This window comes from Pseudoalteromonas sp. SWYJZ19 (genome assembly GCF_015864375.1).
Lineage (GTDB): Bacteria > Pseudomonadota > Gammaproteobacteria > Enterobacterales > Alteromonadaceae > Pseudoalteromonas > Pseudoalteromonas arctica.
Genome location: NZ_JADYXI010000008.1, coordinates 18,048 through 33,702 on the forward strand (window position 1 = coordinate 18,048; position 15,655 = coordinate 33,702).

The 15,655-nt window shown below is 40.0% G+C and carries 16 protein-coding genes; 1 reads left to right on the forward strand and 15 read right to left on the reverse strand.

Features of this window, described 5'->3' with window-relative positions:
- Nucleotide 1 precedes the first annotated feature (1 nt).
- On the forward strand, nt 2-310 hold the full coding sequence (locus tag I6F45_RS09765; protein ID WP_024589934.1) for an EscU/YscU/HrcU family type III secretion system export apparatus switch protein: 309 nt from the start codon (nt 2-4) through the stop codon (nt 308-310).
- Nucleotides 311-341: 31 nt separating this feature from the next.
- On the opposite strand, the gene I6F45_RS09770 is transcribed toward I6F45_RS09765, so the two are convergent.
- The 15 genes from I6F45_RS09770 to flhB form a co-directional block, all read right to left on the reverse strand.
- The gene (locus tag I6F45_RS09770) at nt 342-743 is read right to left on the reverse strand and encodes a DUF2802 domain-containing protein (RefSeq protein WP_024589935.1); all 402 of its coding nucleotides are present in this window, start codon (nt 741-743) and stop codon (nt 342-344) included.
- A 17-nt stretch (nt 744-760) separates the two neighbouring features.
- Nucleotides 761-1,258, reverse strand: a complete 498-nt coding sequence (locus I6F45_RS09775) for a chemotaxis protein CheW (RefSeq protein ID WP_002959294.1) — start codon at nt 1,256-1,258, stop codon at nt 761-763.
- 24 nt (nt 1,259-1,282) lie between these two features.
- On the reverse strand, nt 1,283-2,077 hold the full coding sequence (locus I6F45_RS09780; protein WP_007585828.1) for a chemotaxis protein CheW: 795 nt from the start codon (nt 2,075-2,077) through the stop codon (nt 1,283-1,285).
- Between the two features lie 3 nt (nt 2,078-2,080).
- Nucleotides 2,081-2,851, reverse strand: coding sequence for a ParA family protein (locus I6F45_RS09785; RefSeq protein ID WP_007585827.1), 771 nt, complete (start codon nt 2,849-2,851; stop codon nt 2,081-2,083).
- A 12-nt stretch (nt 2,852-2,863) separates the two neighbouring features.
- The gene (locus tag I6F45_RS09790; RefSeq protein ID WP_165739541.1) at nt 2,864-3,823 is read right to left on the reverse strand and encodes a flagellar motor protein MotB; all 960 of its coding nucleotides are present in this window, start codon (nt 3,821-3,823) and stop codon (nt 2,864-2,866) included.
- 1 nt (nt 3,824) lies between these two features.
- Nucleotides 3,825-4,589 carry a flagellar motor protein gene (locus I6F45_RS09795; protein ID WP_024589938.1) on the reverse strand — a complete coding sequence of 255 codons (765 nt, stop codon included), beginning with the start codon at nt 4,587-4,589 and terminating at the stop codon, nt 3,825-3,827.
- The gene (locus I6F45_RS09800; RefSeq protein ID WP_197160367.1) at nt 4,582-5,748 is read right to left on the reverse strand and encodes a protein-glutamate methylesterase/protein-glutamine glutaminase; all 1,167 of its coding nucleotides are present in this window, start codon (nt 5,746-5,748) and stop codon (nt 4,582-4,584) included. Before I6F45_RS09800 ends, I6F45_RS09795 begins: the two co-directional genes overlap by 8 nt.
- A 58-nt stretch (nt 5,749-5,806) precedes the next feature.
- Nucleotides 5,807-8,014, reverse strand: coding sequence for a chemotaxis protein CheA (locus I6F45_RS09805; RefSeq protein ID WP_197160368.1), 2,208 nt, complete (start codon nt 8,012-8,014; stop codon nt 5,807-5,809).
- A 15-nt stretch (nt 8,015-8,029) separates the two neighbouring features.
- The gene (locus I6F45_RS09810) at nt 8,030-8,803 is read right to left on the reverse strand and encodes a protein phosphatase CheZ (protein ID WP_007585814.1); all 774 of its coding nucleotides are present in this window, start codon (nt 8,801-8,803) and stop codon (nt 8,030-8,032) included.
- A 17-nt stretch (nt 8,804-8,820) separates the two neighbouring features.
- Entirely contained in the window at nt 8,821-9,204 is a 384-nt protein-coding gene (cheY, locus tag I6F45_RS09815; RefSeq protein ID WP_008132609.1) for a chemotaxis response regulator CheY, read from the reverse strand.
- A gap of 40 nt (nt 9,205-9,244) precedes the next feature.
- Nucleotides 9,245-9,955 (reverse strand): RNA polymerase sigma factor FliA, encoded by a 711-nt coding sequence (locus tag I6F45_RS09820; RefSeq protein ID WP_007585810.1) that lies wholly within the window; start codon nt 9,953-9,955, stop codon nt 9,245-9,247.
- A 26-nt stretch (nt 9,956-9,981) separates the two neighbouring features.
- A complete protein-coding gene (locus I6F45_RS09825; protein WP_007585809.1) occupies nt 9,982-10,842 on the reverse strand; it encodes a MinD/ParA family ATP-binding protein in 861 nt (286 codons plus the stop codon).
- Nucleotides 10,835-12,316, reverse strand: coding sequence for a flagellar biosynthesis protein FlhF (flhF, locus tag I6F45_RS09830; protein WP_007585808.1), 1,482 nt, complete (start codon nt 12,314-12,316; stop codon nt 10,835-10,837). The genes I6F45_RS09825 and flhF overlap by 8 nt, the downstream gene beginning before the upstream one ends.
- A 21-nt stretch (nt 12,317-12,337) precedes the next feature.
- Nucleotides 12,338-14,449 (reverse strand): flagellar biosynthesis protein FlhA, encoded by a 2,112-nt coding sequence (gene flhA, locus I6F45_RS09835; RefSeq protein WP_010553901.1) that lies wholly within the window; start codon nt 14,447-14,449, stop codon nt 12,338-12,340.
- Between the two features lie 72 nt (nt 14,450-14,521).
- Entirely contained in the window at nt 14,522-15,652 is a 1,131-nt protein-coding gene (flhB, locus tag I6F45_RS09840; protein ID WP_007585806.1) for a flagellar biosynthesis protein FlhB, read from the reverse strand.
- Between the last annotated feature and the right edge of the window lie 3 nt (nt 15,653-15,655).

Below are 15,655 nucleotides of genomic sequence, written 5' to 3' on the forward strand. Positions count from 1 at the left end.
AATGAGTGATACACCTATTAATAAGTCAGCCATTGGGCTTTTATACGAAGCTGGCAACACCCCCACTGTAAGCGTAAAAGGGTTTGGTGAGTTAGCTGACGAAATAATTGCAGCGGCAAAATTAAAAGGAATTATGATCCACGAAGATGCAGCGCTTGCTAAAACGTTGTCGCATTTAAGCTTAGGGGAAGAAATCCCTAAAGAGCTTTATTATGTAATTGCAGAGCTTATTGCGTTTTCGTATGTATTAAGAGGTCAATTTCCGCCAGGCTGGCAAGACTTTCAAGGTAAGTTAAATATTAAAGCGTGAGATTATTTACACGCTTATAACTAAAAAGGCGCTAAGCGCCTTTTTGTTTATGTAGTGAAAATAGTAATTCGGCTTCTGCTCGCGGTAATTCGCATTCGCGTATCACCTCATCGAGGTCCGCACCTAACTCAACCATTTTTACTGCACGAGAGTAAATTTTAGCATCAGGATCATCGTATTTTTGCGCAGCTTGTTGTTGTATTAAATCTTGATTTTGTTGCTCAACCTCAAGCACTCGCTTACCAATACTTAAAAGCCCTGTTCTAAGCTCTGAAATTTCACTTCGCAAAATATGAGTTTGCTCTGAGCTATCTTTAAGCTGCTGTAATACAGCATTAACTTCATTCACTTGTTTGTTTTTTAATGCAATTATTAGCGCAAGCGATATAAGTCCTACCGCTAACGCTGATATAGCTATACTAAGTAACAGCATAATTTATTTGGTAAAGCTTATATATCGCTTAACTCATCCCATTCATCATCGCTGAGTAACTTGTTTAAATCGACTAAAATCAGTAGCTCATTATCACGATTACAAACGCCTTGAATAAACTTAGCACTTTCTTCAGTACCAACATTTGGTGCACTATCGATCTCAGAGCTGCGTAAATAAACGACTTCAGATACGCTGTCGGCTAAAATGCCGATAACTTGCTCTTCAGCTTCAATAATTAATATACGAGAATTATCGGTTGCATCAGCAGCTAACAAACCAAAACGTGCACGAGTATCAATAACAGTTACAACGTTACCGCGTAAGTTAATAATACCAATAACGTAAGAAGGTGCACCTGGTACAGGGGCTATCTCTGTATAACGAAGTATTTCTTGTACTTGCATTACATTTACGCCGTAGGTTTCTTCCTCTAGCTTAAACGTAACCCACTGTAAAATTTCATCATTATTATCTGCGTTTTTATTTGCTGACAGTAATTTATCTTGATTCATGCTATTACCCCGTAATGGTCATTACTACTGACGGCTATCTAAGCCTTTCTCTAATAATATATTTAAATTATCTACATCTATTAAAGCACACATTTTTTCTTTTATAACACCAGCAAGCCATGGGCGCTTACTTTTATTTGTACGCCATTTTACATCTTCTTTACTCAATGTAATGTTATTTATCAACTTTTCAGCTAATAAGCCCCACTGGCTATCACCTAAGGTAATTAAATACTGATAATCTAAAGACGCCTCTAATTTATCATCATACTTTTCTGGCATTACCCAACGAGCAGTATCAACAACATTAAGCTTTTCTTCTCTGTTGAGCATAACGCCTTTAAACCACTTTGGCTTACCAAATAAATGATTTACTTCACCTAGTTGATGTATACCGCCTAATGCTTTTAATGGCACAGCCAATGTTAAACCAGCAACTTCAAAAAATAATGCCTGAAATTCACCATCAAAATAGTCAGATTGGCTAGTGGTTATAATCTGTGGTTCTGGTTCTTCTGTAATCGTACTTATCGGCTCTATTACTTCATCGTCAATGGCTTTATTAACTTTTTCGGCTTCAAAAATAGGTTCAACTATTGGCTTAATTTCAGAATTAAGTAAGTCTTGATCAAATATTTTTTCTGCCGCTTTTATCTGTTCTTTTGGTTTTAAATGAATATGTTCTTGCTGCGAGTCGTGTGGCATTTGCTCAAGTAATTTTGCGACTGGCTCAAGGTTATCTACAGGCTCGTCTTCACATAACAAAGCCCCTAGGTATTGTTTCATTACTTTTTCATTAGCAAATAATTGCTTACTCATTCATTAACCTTGTTCAATTAAATATTCTAGCAGTGCTTTATATGCGTATACACCACGCGAACGAGGACAATACTCTACAGGCACTTTTTGCGCAAAGCTTGCATCTCTAAATTTAGTATCTACCGGTATCACACCTGGCCAGACTTTATCACCATACGTACTTTGCAGTGTTTTATATGCTTCTAACGATGCTTTAGTACGTTTATCATACATAGTAGGGATTATAGTATATTGATAATCTTTCGCTTGAGAGGTTTGCATTAATTCCATAGTGCGCATCATTCTATCAAGCCCTTTCAGTGCTAAAAATTCCGTTTGCACTGGCACTAAAATTCGCTCACTTGCTGCAAGCGCATTAACCATTAACACTCCTAAAACTGGGGGGCAATCTAAAATGGCATAATCGTAATGTTCACTGATTTTTGCAAGCGCTTTTTTTAGTATTAATCCCATACCTGTTTTATTACCCATGCTTCTATCAAGCGTGGCTATCGCCATTGTTGCGGGTAAAATATCTAGGTTTTCAAGTGTTGATGGGCATAAAGCTTGAAGTATCTCTTCACTTTGCATGCTCGTGCCACGCGCAAAAATATCATATACGCTGACTTCCAAATCTTCTGAGTCAATGCCAAAGTAATAAGTGAGTGATGCATGAGGGTCTGTATCAATAAGCAACACACGCTTACCCTGCAAAGCTAAAATACCAGCAAGGCTCACTGCTGTTGTTGTTTTACCAACACCACCTTTTTGATTTGCGACAGTCCAAATCTTCACATTACATCCTAATTACTGTTCATTGCGCGTTGTTATGCGAATACCACCATGAGGCAAACGAATTATTTTTATTGTATCGTCATCTGAAGGGAGCTCAATTTCAGGCTCTGCCACTACTGGCTTGACGGCCTGTTCATCACCTTTAATGTCTTGTATTGGCGGTAAACCATACTTAGAAAGTGCAATAACAACTTTACGATTTTCTGCTCGCCCTTGTTCTGTATCGTTACTTACAAAAGGTGAATATTGACCATAACCTTCTATCGCCATTCTGGCAGAATTAATACCTAATGCTTCCAACTCTACTAAAATAGATGTTGCTCTAGCAACCGAGAGTTCCCAATTTGAGCGAAATATTTCATTGCGAATACTTTCATCATCAGTATAGCCACGCACCCTAATATAGTTATCTACTGGAGCAATAATATCTTTAACAATTTTGACGACTTGCTTTGCCCTAGAGTGTGCAACTGAGCTACCACTTGAAAATAACATACCTGAGCTTAGCTCTATAATCAGCCAATCTTGATTAAGCTCTAAACTGGCTTCTCCATCACGAATTTCATCAATGAGCGCTGACTGCAGTTTAGTAAGTAAGCTATCAAGTGGTTTACCTAAATATTTCTGTTGTATGTTACTTGTATCACTTTGACCATCGAGTAACTCTGGACCTTGTTCTTCTTTTAAAATACTTTCACCATAAAGAACTTCTTGTTCAGGTGTCACTCTATCAGTCAATATTCCATTACCATTGACGCCCTCACCTTGCTGGGAGTGCTGGCGGGCAGATTTATCAAAAACGTGTTCAAGGGAGTCTGACAATATTTGAAATTGTTCTTCTTTGTTGATCGCTATCGCATACAGCACCACAAAAAAAGCAAACATAATGGTCATGTAATCGGCATACGATACAAGCCAACGCTCTGTATGTTGATTTTTTGGAGCAGAGTGACGAAGTCGTCGGCGTAGCATGTTATTCGTCCACTAAATTAGGACGCTCTACACGGTAGGCTTCAAGCTTTAATTCTATATTTACTGGGCTTTCGCCAACGCTTATTGCAATCACACCTTCGGCAAGCATTTCATGGTAAAGCATTTTTTGCTCTACACGCTGTTTTAACTTATTTGCCATAGGTAAAAACAATAAATTAGCTAAACCAACACCATAAATAGTCGCGATAAATGCCGTTGCAACGCCTGCACCAAGCATTTGTGGATCGGTAATAAACGACATTGCCTGTATTAAACCAAGCACAGCACCTAAAATACCAATGGTAGGACTGTAGCCCCCCATCGCTTCATAAACACGTGCGGCTTCAAGCAAGCGATCGCGTTCTAGCAGTAAATCAATTTCAAGCGTGTCACGTAGTTTTTGCTCTGAGCAGCCATCTACAAGCAAGCTTAAACCTTTTGCTGCATATGCATCTGGGTGAGCTAGCGCTTCGTTTTCAAGCGCTAAGTAACCTTCTTGACGTGCCTTATGAGACCATCGCTTAACTTGATCTATTGCATCTTCAATATCATATTGTGGCGCAACAAAAACCCAAGAGCTCATATTTAGCATTTTTTTAAAGGTACTTGCTGATGTTTGCAACATAACAGCACCAAGCGTGCCGCCTAATACAATAATAAGGGCAGGACCATTAAATAAAGCAGAAACAACGCCACCTTCTAAAGAGTAACCTAAACCTATTGCGCCCAGTGCTACAAATAGTCCAAATATTGAGAGTTTATCCACAACCTACCTCTCTCTTGATACGTGCTGCAACATCGTTTAATGCTAAGCTTTCACTCGAAAGCCCCGCATTAGCAATGGCTTGAGGCATTCCATAAACAACACAGCTTTTCTCATCCTGTGCCCAAATGGTTGCACCCGTTTGCTTTAACATTCTTGCACCGTCACGTCCATCAGCGCCCATGCCTGTTAAAACGATAGCAAGCACATCGCCTTGATACGTTTTTGCTGCACTGGCAAAAGTTACATCTACACTCGGTTTATAACTTATTCTCTCGCTATGATCTTCAAATACGCGCAGTGTTCTATTTGCACCACGCCCTTCTACCATCATCTGCTGTCCGCCAGGCGCTAGATAAGCCGTTCCTGGTTGTAAGCGGTCACCTTGTTGCGCTTCTTTCACTTTTATTTGGCACAGGCCATTTAAACGTGCCGCAAATGCAGGTGTAAAAGCTGCAGGCATATGCTGAATAAGTAAAATAGGGTGAGGGAAATTAGCTGGCAATTGAGTCAGTATAGTTTGTAGTGCAACAGGGCCACCTGTAGAAGTGCCAATAGCCACAAGCTGGTATTGCTTTCCACTTGCTCGCATTGAGGCAATATTTGAACCTGACGATGTTGTAGGGGCTGCTCTTTGAAAGCTTCTATCGGGTTGTTTTATCGAAGGTGTTAGTGTGTTTGTTCTTTGCGAAAGTGAGCTTGTTATCGGTTTAGTTGATATTACTGGCTTAGGTGGTGTTGCAGCTTTAAACGTTCGCGGTAAACGTCTTCGCCCTATATCTTTCACTTTATTTTGTAAAAGCTTTATAGCGTCTTCATTATTGCGTGCAATGTCTTCAAACTTTTTCGGTAAAAAATCCATTGCTCCTGCATCTAGCGCATCAAATGTTGCAGTTGCGCCATCACGCGTGAGTGATGAAAACATTAAGATCGGGGTTGGATTACTCGCCATTATCTCTTTAACTGCGCTAATACCATCAAGCACAGGCATTTCGACATCCATAGTGATCATATCTGGACGTAGCTGAGCTGCTTTTTCAACAGCTTCTCTGCCATTCACAGCAAAGCCTATAACTTGTATGTCGCTATCTTGTTCAAGAATTTCGCTTACCCTGCGGCGAAAAAAGCTTGAATCATCAACAACTAAAACTTTAACGGCCATTTAGCTCTCTTATTAAATTTATGCGTAGGTATATATTAAATATATACCTACTTTATTATTAGCCTGCGTAATGTTTTAACATGTTTGGAACGTCTAAAATCAGTGCAATGCCACCATCCGAAGTTATTGTAGCACCTGCCATACCTGGTGTTCCTTGAAGTAACGCATCAAGCGGCTTAATCACTACTTCTTCTTGGCCAATTAATGAGTCAACAACAAAACCAATTTGCTGCGTACCAATTTGCACAATAACTACATGGCCTTTTGCTTTTCGCTGTGAACGATCTGAGCCTTTAACTAACCAGTGCTCGAGGTAGAATAACGGTATTGCTTTTTTACGCACAATAATTGTTAATTGCCCATCAACCACATTTGTTTTCGTTAAATCTAAGTTGAATATTTCACTAACACCTGCAAGTGGTAACGCAAATGTTTGTGCGCCAACAATTACCATTAAGGTCGGTAATATGGCTAAGGTAAGTGGTACTTTTATCTCTAAAATAGTACCTACACCTAACTCAGATTGAATACTTACAGAGCCGTTTAATTGGGTGATTTTAGTTTTCACCACATCCATTCCAACACCACGACCTGAAATATCAGATATCTCTTCTTTTGTAGAAAAGCCAGGTGCAAAAATTAGGTTGTATGCTTCAGTGTCAGAAAGTCGACTCGCTTGATCGTGATCGAGCACGCCTTTACTAATTGCTATTTTTTTCAGTTTCTCAGCATCCATACCAGCGCCATCATCTTTAATGGTCAACAAAATATGGTCGCCTTCCTGAGACGCTGATAAAGTAACATTACCTGTTCTAGGCTTACCGGCAGCCTCACGAACAGCTGGCATTTCAATACCGTGGTCAACTGAGTTTCGAACTAAATGCACAAGCGGATCGGCTAGTGCTTCCACTAAGTTTTTATCTAAATCGGTTTCTTCACCTACAAGTTGTAAGTCAATGTCTTTGTTTAAGCTGCGTGCTAAATCGCGTACTACGCGAGGGAAACGACCAAATACCTTTTTAATTGGTTGCATTCGCGTTTGCATAACCGCGCCTTGAATATCAGCAGTCACTACATCTAAGTTAGAGATTGCTTTACCCATTGCTTCACTGTCTGAATTGGTCGCTAAACTAACCAAACGATTTCGCACAAGTACTAACTCACCAACCATATTCATAATTTGGTCAAGTCGTTTTGTATCTACGCGAACTGTCGTCTCTGCTGCTGGTGGCGCTGATTTTTTAGGCGTTGCTGGCGCTGCTTTAGTAACCGGTTTTTCTACCGGTTTAGAAGCGGGTGCTTTTACAGGTTCTGGTTTTTTTACAGGCACACTCGCTTTTGCAGCTGGTTTAGCTGGGATATTGGGCTGTTTCACAGCTGGAGTGCTTTCTATTGATTTAGGTGCAGTGCCTTTACCATGAAGTTCATCAAGAAGCGCTTCAAATTCATCATCACTAATTTCATCATCTGATGAATTAGCAGTATTTGACGCTGGTTTAGCTGGTTCTACAGGTGCTCTAACTACACTACTTTGCTCAGGTGCTTTACTCGCAACCTCACCAAAACTGCCAACTCCATGTAACTCGTCTAATAAGCTGTCAAATTCATCATCAGTAATATCACCATTAAAATCACTACTACTTGCTACTGGCTTTTCAACTGCAGGACCTTGTCCTTTACCGTGTAGTTCATCAAGTAAGTTTTCAAATTCATCTTCAGTGATTTCGTTTATTTCAGCATCACTAACCGAAGGAGTTCCGCTAAACATTTCATCAAATGCAAATGGATCTTCCTCATCAGCTATTGGCGTATCAACTACTTCATCAAGAGGTTGTTCAACGTCAGTTTCTGAAGCGACTCCGTTAAGCTCGGCTTCTGTTGGAGGTAGGCCCAAAATGTGGAGGGTTTGAAGTAACTCAGGATCTGCTGGTTCTGGCTTATCCCTATTTTGGATAGTCGCGAACATTTCATTAATGGTGTCGAGCGCTTGTAAAATAACATCCATTAACTCTGAATTGACCGTTCGCACGCCTTGACGTAGTAAATCAAATACGTTTTCAGCGCCGTGGCAAGCATCAACAAGTTCTGTCATAGCTAAAAAGCCTGCACCACCTTTTACAGTGTGAAAGCCTCTAAATATGGCATTTAGTAACTCGGTATCTTCTGGATTATTTTCCAGTTCAACTAACTGTTCAGATAAAAGCTCTAGGATTTCTCCTGCCTCTACAAGAAAGTCTTGTAAAATATCTTCATCGACTTCAAACATGCAGTTACTCTCCTCTTAGAAGCCCAAACTTGATAAAAGATCATCGACTTCATCTTGATCAGATACAACATCATTACGCGATTCTTTATCAATAATAGGGCCTTCAGGACCTGCTAAAGTTTGTGTGGCAACTGGTTCTTTTATTTTTTGTTGTTCTACTTTATTCGCTGTGTTGTCACTGTCATCTTGTTCAGCAAACGCTGTTAAAAGATGAAGTAAGCTTTCTTCTACTTCTCTAACAAGTTCTATAACACGGCGAATAACTTGACCTGTTAAGTCTTGATAGTCTTGAGCCATTAGTACATTTGTCATTAAGCTTTGAAGCTCATCCGTTTTATGATGAGAGTTATTCATAAACTTATCGATACTATGGCAAAGTTGTTTAAACTCACCAAGCTCAATCTCCCGGCTCATTAAACGATCCCATGTCGGTTTGATATGAGATATTTCATCTGCAAGTTGCTGAGCTATAGGTAAACTAGCCTCAACAGCATCCATTGTTTTATTAGCCGCATTTTCTGTCATTTCTATAACATAATTAAGCCGCTTTTTAGCATCTGGAATCGCATCTGTCGTTATGTTAGTTAAGCGAGTATCAAGCTCAAAGCTTTTAAGTGCTTCGTGCAGTTGACGAGTCAACTTCCCAACTTCAGCAAATAATTTAGACTGCTCTTGCGAAGCTGTCTCTAAAATCAACTGATTAGCTTTATCTTGCTCATCGTTTTCTAAATAAATGACGAGTTGACGAGCTTGTTCTAACGTTATTTGAGGCGCAGCTGGTGCTGACATAAGCCTCTCCCCCATCATTAGCCTAAGCGTTCAAATACTTTTTCTAATTTAGTTTTTAATGTTCCAGCCGTAAATGGCTTAACAATATAACCATTAACGCCAGCTTGCGCTGCAGCAATTATTTGTTCTTTTTTAGCTTCTGCCGTTACCATCAATACAGGGATATGTTTTAACTTATCATCTGCACGAATTGCTCTTAGAAGGTCAATACCTTGCATTCCCGGCATATTCCAATCTGTAACCACAAAATCAAATACTTGATTTTGTAACATAGGCAGAGCTGTAGACCCGTCATCAGCTTCTTGAACGTTAGTGAAACCTAAGTCACGTAATAGGTTTTTTATAATTCGTCTCATCGTTGAAAAATCATCAACTACAAGAATTTTCATGTTTTTATCCAAAACATCCCCCAGTGAGGTATTAACCTTAGTTTACTTACTACTAGTTTATCCAGTCATTGATTTTAGCTTTAAGCTTAATCATCGCCTGACCATGTATCTGACTTACACGCGATTCACTTACATCGAGTATATGTCCTATTTCTTTTAAATTCATTTCATCGTTATAGTATAAAGAAAGTACCATTGCATCACGCTCTGGTAATGACTTTATTGCATTTAGCAAAGACTCATTAAACCGATCATTTTTAACATTATTAAAAGGTTTGTCTAGCGCTAAATCTTGGCCTACGGGAGTAATAACATCCTCATCTACACCAAGGTCTTCTATACCTAATACTTTACTGGTATTAACATCATTTAAAATATGATGGTACTCATTGAGTGAAATTTCAAGTTTTTCAGCAACTTCTGTATCTGTTGGTTCGCGATTCAGACTGCTTTCGAGCCCAGTAATTGCTTCTGCAACTTGTCGGCTTTTACGGTGTACTGAACGAGGAGCCCAATCACCACGGCGCATTTCATCAAGCATAGCCCCGCGAATACGAATACCGGCGAAGGTTTCAAAGCTTGCGCCTTTTGTTGCATCAAAGTTTTTTGAAGCTTCTATTAAACCTATCATTCCTGATTGAATTAAATCATCAAGCTGAACGCTAGGTGGTAATCGAGCAATTAGATGACATGCCACTTTTTTAACAAGTGATGCATGTTTCTCAACAATCACATTTAAGTTTTGTGTTGATTGATATCCCATAGCTCTATTCACCAATGTTGTCATAATTAGCCGTTTACTAGTTTCTCAATGAAAAACTCTAAATGCCCAGATGGTTGATTTGGTATTGGCCATTTAACTGCTTTTGTCGCCAGCGCTTTAAACGCGAGAGCGGCTGGCGAACTTGGAAAGAGCTCAACAATCACCTTTTGGCGACGTGTTGCTTTGCGCATATTTTCGTCATAAGGAACCGTTGCTACTAGCTCCATTGAAACATCTAAAAAGCGATCGGTAACTTTAGATAGTTTTGCAAACAATTCAGTGCCTTCACGCATACTGCGGACCATATTGGCAACAATTTTGAACTTATAAACACCGTGCTCGCGGCTTAATACTTTAATAAGTGCGTAAGCATCGGTTATTGATGTTGGTTCATCGCACACTACAACCATTACATCTTGTGCTGCTCGTGAGAAGCTTAGCACCATGTCTGAAATACCAGCGGCTGTATCTACAATTAAAATATCAAATTCGGTATTCAATTCGCTAAATGCACGAATTAGCCCGGCATGCTCAGATGGCGATAATTCAACCATACTTTGCGAGCCCGATGTAGCAGGTACAATTTTAATACCAGCAGGCCCTTCAACTAAAATCTCGTCAAGCTCACATTCACCTGACAAAACGTGTGATAAATTGCGCTCTACACGTAAACCAAGCATCACATCACAGTTTGCTAAACCTAGGTCAGCATCCAGCACTAATACTCTATTACCTTGTTGCCCTAGTGCAATAGCGGTATTTAGAGAAACATTTGTTTTCCCCACCCCACCTTTACCACCGGTTACAGCGATAACTTTTACGCCGTTGTTATTGTTTTGACTCATTTTGCGCAGGCCGCTTGCTTGATCTAATACTGTGTTAATCATACATCCCTACTGTACTTGGCGCCACTGCTTGGTGCCTTGAATGTTGTGCTTTTGTTCTTTTTAAATATAACTGCTCAGCCTTTTTCACTAGTTTTTCAGCATTTGCAACACGAATATCTTCTGGCACTCGTTGACCGTTAGTAAGATACCCTATTGGAAGGCGATTTTGAATCGCAATACTAATAATCTCACCCAAACTTAATGATTCATCTAACTTAGTGAAAATACAACCACTTAACTGTACTTTTTTAAAGTGACGTACTGTTTCTTGTAATACATTAATTTGTGCCGTCGCGCTTAGTACTAAGTAGCTGCGAATATCCACACGTTGGTTACGCATTAACGTGTTTAACTGCTCAGTTAAACGTAAATCTCGCTGACTCATACCTGCTGTATCAATTAATACTAGACGTTTATTTCGTAAATGATATAAAACTTCAGCTAATTCATTAGCATCTTTAACTTGCTTTACACCACAACCAATAATACGGCCGTAAGTAGCAAGCTGTTCATAAGCACCAATTCTGTATGTATCAGTGGTTATTAAGGCCACTTTATCAGCGCCATATTTTTGTGCGCCTAAAGCTGCAAGCTTAGCAACTGTTGTTGTTTTACCAACACCTGTTGGACCCACTAACGCATATACACCACCTTGGCGAAGTATTTCATTATTGGTTGTTTGCATTTGATCTTCGACCATCGTTAACAACGCTTTCCAGCCTTGCTTACGAGATACATCATCAGGTACAAAACATGCCATTTGTTGCGCTACTTCTTTATCAATACCCATACCGACTAAGCGGTCAACCATGCAAGCGCGTGTTGGATCGCGACGCGCCATATCTTGCTGCATTAAGCCTGATACTTGATGCTCAAGTAATTGACGAATTGCGTTCATTTCTTCACGCATTGTTGTCATTTCTTCGCTTTCATTATTGGGTGTTTGTTGGCGAGCCGTTACTGGACTATCTAAATCATCAAAGTCGCTGTCTAAATCATCAAAACCTAAGCTATCCGCTTGAGTTTGTGGACGAACTGGCGCTGCATTTTCAGGAGCAAACATATTTTTAGTACGCTGTTCCATAACTGGTTCTTGATAGTTATCGGTAGTATCAATACCTGATTGTGAAAACATTGATGCAAGTTCAGGGGAGCGAGGACGCGGTGATTGGCGCTCTAACAAAGCCTGTAGGCTGTCAGCCACTTTTGCCTGCGGCTCTGGTTTGGCACGCTGAGGCTCTGGTTTTACAAAATTATGCATACTTTGCTGTGGTGCTTGAGCACGCGGCTCTGCAGTACGTTGTGGTTGCGCTGCTACTTTAGGGGCTGCTTTGTCATAATCAACTGCCGCTACAATTTCTACACCGTTAGCCAGCTTCTTATTTGACATAATAACCGCATCAACACCTAACTCATCTTTAACTTCTTTAAGTGCTGTGCGCATATCTTTAGCAAAAAAACGTTTAATTTTCATGATTCAACCCCTGTTAAAATCTTATTGTTGGCCTACAGAGCTAACAATCTTGATCTGTCTTTCGTCTGGTACCTCTTGGTAAGACATCACTCTCAATCCTGGAATGGTGTACTTAACAAAACGAGATAACACAGTGCGTAACATTCCTGACGTTAGCAATATAGAAGGTTCACCGGCCATTTCTTGATTTTGATGCGCTTGTGTCAATGACACTTGAAGTCGCTCTGCAAGTCCAGGCTCAATACCGGCACCTTCATCGCCTGCATTTTGTAATGACTGATGCAACATCTGTTCCAACTCAGGTGCCAAGGTTATGACAGGGATTTCTGATGACATACCAACCGCATCTTGAACAATTAACCTACGCAGAGAAATACGCACTGCAGCCGTTAATACATCAGGGTCTTGGCTACGCGGACCATACTCAACAAGGGTTTGAACAATTGAGCGCATATCGCGAATAGCTACACCTTCATTCAATAAATTTTGCAGTACTTTTACAATTGCAGTTAATGGCAACACATCAGGTACTAGTCCTTCTACTAAGCGAGGATGGCTTTTAGCAAGCATATCAAGCAGGTTTTGAACTTCTTCATGCCCTAGTAGCAACGCCGCACTGTTAGTTAATAACTGGCTAATATGAGTGGCGACTACCGTGGCTGAATCTACAACGGTATAACCTAGTGATTGCGCTTCATCTTTTTGATCAGGCTTGATCCATACTGCATCAAGGCCAAACGCAGGATCTTTAGTTTCAACCCCTTTAATAGGACCAAATACTTGCCCTGGGTTAATCGCTAGCTCGTCGCCATGTTTAAGTTCGCTTTCACCGGTTGAAACACCCATTAGCGTTATTCTGTAAGCATTTGGATCAAGCTCTAAATTATCGCGAATATGAACAGGTGGTACTAAAAAACCAAGTTCTTGAGAAAGCTTTTTACGTACACCTTTAATACGATTAAGTAGCTCACCACCTTGAGATTGATCTACCAACGGAATTAATCTGTAACCTACTTCTAGGCCAATTACGTCAACCTGCTGAACATCATCCCAACCAAGTTCTTTTTGCTCTTGTTTATTGGCAATACCTGTTGCAGCGCTTCCGCCACTGGCGGCTTCTTCGGCTTCTGCTGCAGCGGCTTTTAACTTAGTTTGCTGTGTGTAGTAAGCTAAATAACCCAATAACGCACCTAAACTTAAAAAAGCAAAATGCGGCATACCAGGCACTAAACCCATGATGATCAAAATACCTGAAGCAATAAAGAGTGATTTTTCGTTACCTAGTTGTTTCTTAAATTGATCACCCATATTGAGCGACTCATTTTGACGTGTTACAACAATCGCGGTACCAATTGAAAGCAGTAAAGAAGGGAGTTGAGCAACTAAGCCATCACCAATGGTAAGTAATGTATATACTTCCATTGCGTTGCCAAAACTCAAATTATGTTGAATCATACCGACAAATAAACCACCAACAATATTGATGATTAATATAACAATACCTGCAATGGCATCGCCTTTTACAAATTTACTCGCACCATCCATTGAGCCGTAAAAATCGGCTTCGCGAGTTACTTCCTCGCGGCGGTCACGCGCTTGCTCAGCACTGATAAAACCAGCGTTTAAATCGGCGTCGATTGCCATTTGTTTACCCGGCATTGCATCAAGGGTGAAACGTGCAGATACCTCAGAAATACGCCCAGCACCTTTGGTAATTACCACAAAGTTAATAATAATAAGGATTAAAAATACGACCAAACCAACTGCGTAGTTACCACCAATAACAACTGAGCCAAACGCTTCAATTACTTTACCGGCAGAATCACCACCATTATGACCTTCAAGTAATACAACTCGAGTGCTGGCAACGTTAAGCGCTAAACGCATAATCGTAGCGATTAGTAATACAGAGGGGAATATACCAAACTCAACCGGCTTCATCGTGTAAACAGTCACGAGTAAAACCACTAATGCGAGGGCAATATTAAACGAGAAAAGGATATCGAGTAAAAATGGCGGTAACGGTAAGATCACCATTCCCAAGGCTGCAAGCACAAGCAAAGGAGTACCTACCCCTTTGGCATAGTCTTTTTTGTCTCTGTTAAGTTGTTGTAATACCGCTTTAAAACTCATAATTCTACAATTTCAAAAAATTGACACTACGTAGAATTTGCAATAACTATTCCAAGTTACTAAGTTAACGGTTTAATACTTGTAGGCATCGGGGATTGGGAGCTTGTTATTGAGCTTAGTTGGACGTTTACCGCGCCCTTTATTAAAGCGCTTAAGCTGAAATACATACGCTAAAACTTGCGCTACTGCAGTAAATAGCTGATCGGGTATTTGCTCTCCTACTTCAGCCGTATGATAAAGCGCTCGGGTCAACATGGGGGATTCTAAAATAGGTACTTCATTCCCTATTGCTACTTTTCTAATTTGCATCGCCATTTCATCAATACCTTTAGCAAGTACTATAGGCGCACCTGCGCGCTCTGTATCGTATTTTAATGCTACAGAGTAGTGAGTTGGGTTGGTAACAATAACATCAGCGTCAGGGACATCTTGCATCATACGGTTTTGCGACATTTGCCTTTGTGTTTGCCTAATACGCGCTTTTATTTGTGGGTCACCTTCAGAGTTTTTATACTCATCTTTAATTTCTTGCATTGTCATTTTAAGTTGTTTGTTATGGTTATAACTTTGAAATGGTGCATCAATAGCCGCAATAATAATTAAAGTGCATGAAAGGCCTAAAAACATCCAGCCTAAAATCTCTAAGGCATGAATAATATTACCTGGTGCACTTTCTAAACTTAAATGCAGTATTTCATCAAAATAGGTATTAATTAAAAATATAGCAAAACTTGCAACCAAACCAAATTTTAAAAGTGACTTTACAAGCTCAATAGCCGCTTGCGGGCCAAACATACGTTTAAAGCCTTTCATTGGCGACATTTTACTTGCTTTAGGTGCAGCGGCTTCCCAGCTAAAATTAAAACCACCTAGTAACGTATTCCCAATAAATGCAGCCAAAACTATAATTAATACAAACATAGCCATAGGAAACATTAAAGCGTCTGCAACCTCTCCCCATACGGCAAACATTTTAGTGGTATCAAAGGCTTCGTTGCGATTTAAGCTAAGGGTTCGGCCCATTACATTGTATAAACCTTTGCCAATTTCTGGCCCATACATCAAAAGCGATATAGCCGAAAAAATAAGTACAAACATGGTACCTAGCTCTTTTGAGCGCGCTATTTGGCCTTTCTTTTTAGATTCTTCAAGCTTTTTGGATGTGGGTTCTTCTGTTTTTTCTTGTCCTGAGTCTTCAGACATGAC

Coding starts and splice junctions, on each gene's coding strand:
- I6F45_RS09765 (WP_024589934.1), top strand. CDS start 2: ATGAGTGATACACCTATTAATAAGTCAGCCATTGGGCTTTTATACGAA.
- I6F45_RS09770 (WP_024589935.1), bottom strand. CDS start 743: ATGCTGTTACTTAGTATAGCTATATCAGCGTTAGCGGTAGGACTTATA.
- I6F45_RS09775 (WP_002959294.1), bottom strand. CDS start 1,258: ATGAATCAAGATAAATTACTGTCAGCAAATAAAAACGCAGATAATAAT.
- I6F45_RS09780 (WP_007585828.1), bottom strand. CDS start 2,077: ATGAGTAAGCAATTATTTGCTAATGAAAAAGTAATGAAACAATACCTA.
- I6F45_RS09790 (WP_165739541.1), bottom strand. CDS start 3,823: ATGCTACGCCGACGACTTCGTCACTCTGCTCCAAAAAATCAACATACA.
- I6F45_RS09800 (WP_197160367.1), bottom strand. CDS start 5,748: ATGGCCGTTAAAGTTTTAGTTGTTGATGATTCAAGCTTTTTTCGCCGC.
- I6F45_RS09805 (WP_197160368.1), bottom strand. CDS start 8,014: ATGTTTGAAGTCGATGAAGATATTTTACAAGACTTTCTTGTAGAGGCA.
- I6F45_RS09810 (WP_007585814.1), bottom strand. CDS start 8,803: ATGTCAGCACCAGCTGCGCCTCAAATAACGTTAGAACAAGCTCGTCAA.
- I6F45_RS09820 (WP_007585810.1), bottom strand. CDS start 9,955: ATGGGATATCAATCAACACAAAACTTAAATGTGATTGTTGAGAAACAT.
- I6F45_RS09825 (WP_007585809.1), bottom strand. CDS start 10,842: ATGATTAACACAGTATTAGATCAAGCAAGCGGCCTGCGCAAAATGAGT.
- flhF (WP_007585808.1), bottom strand. CDS start 12,316: ATGAAAATTAAACGTTTTTTTGCTAAAGATATGCGCACAGCACTTAAA.
- flhA (WP_010553901.1), bottom strand. CDS start 14,449: ATGAGTTTTAAAGCGGTATTACAACAACTTAACAGAGACAAAAAAGAC.
- flhB (WP_007585806.1), bottom strand. CDS start 15,652: ATGTCTGAAGACTCAGGACAAGAAAAAACAGAAGAACCCACATCCAAA.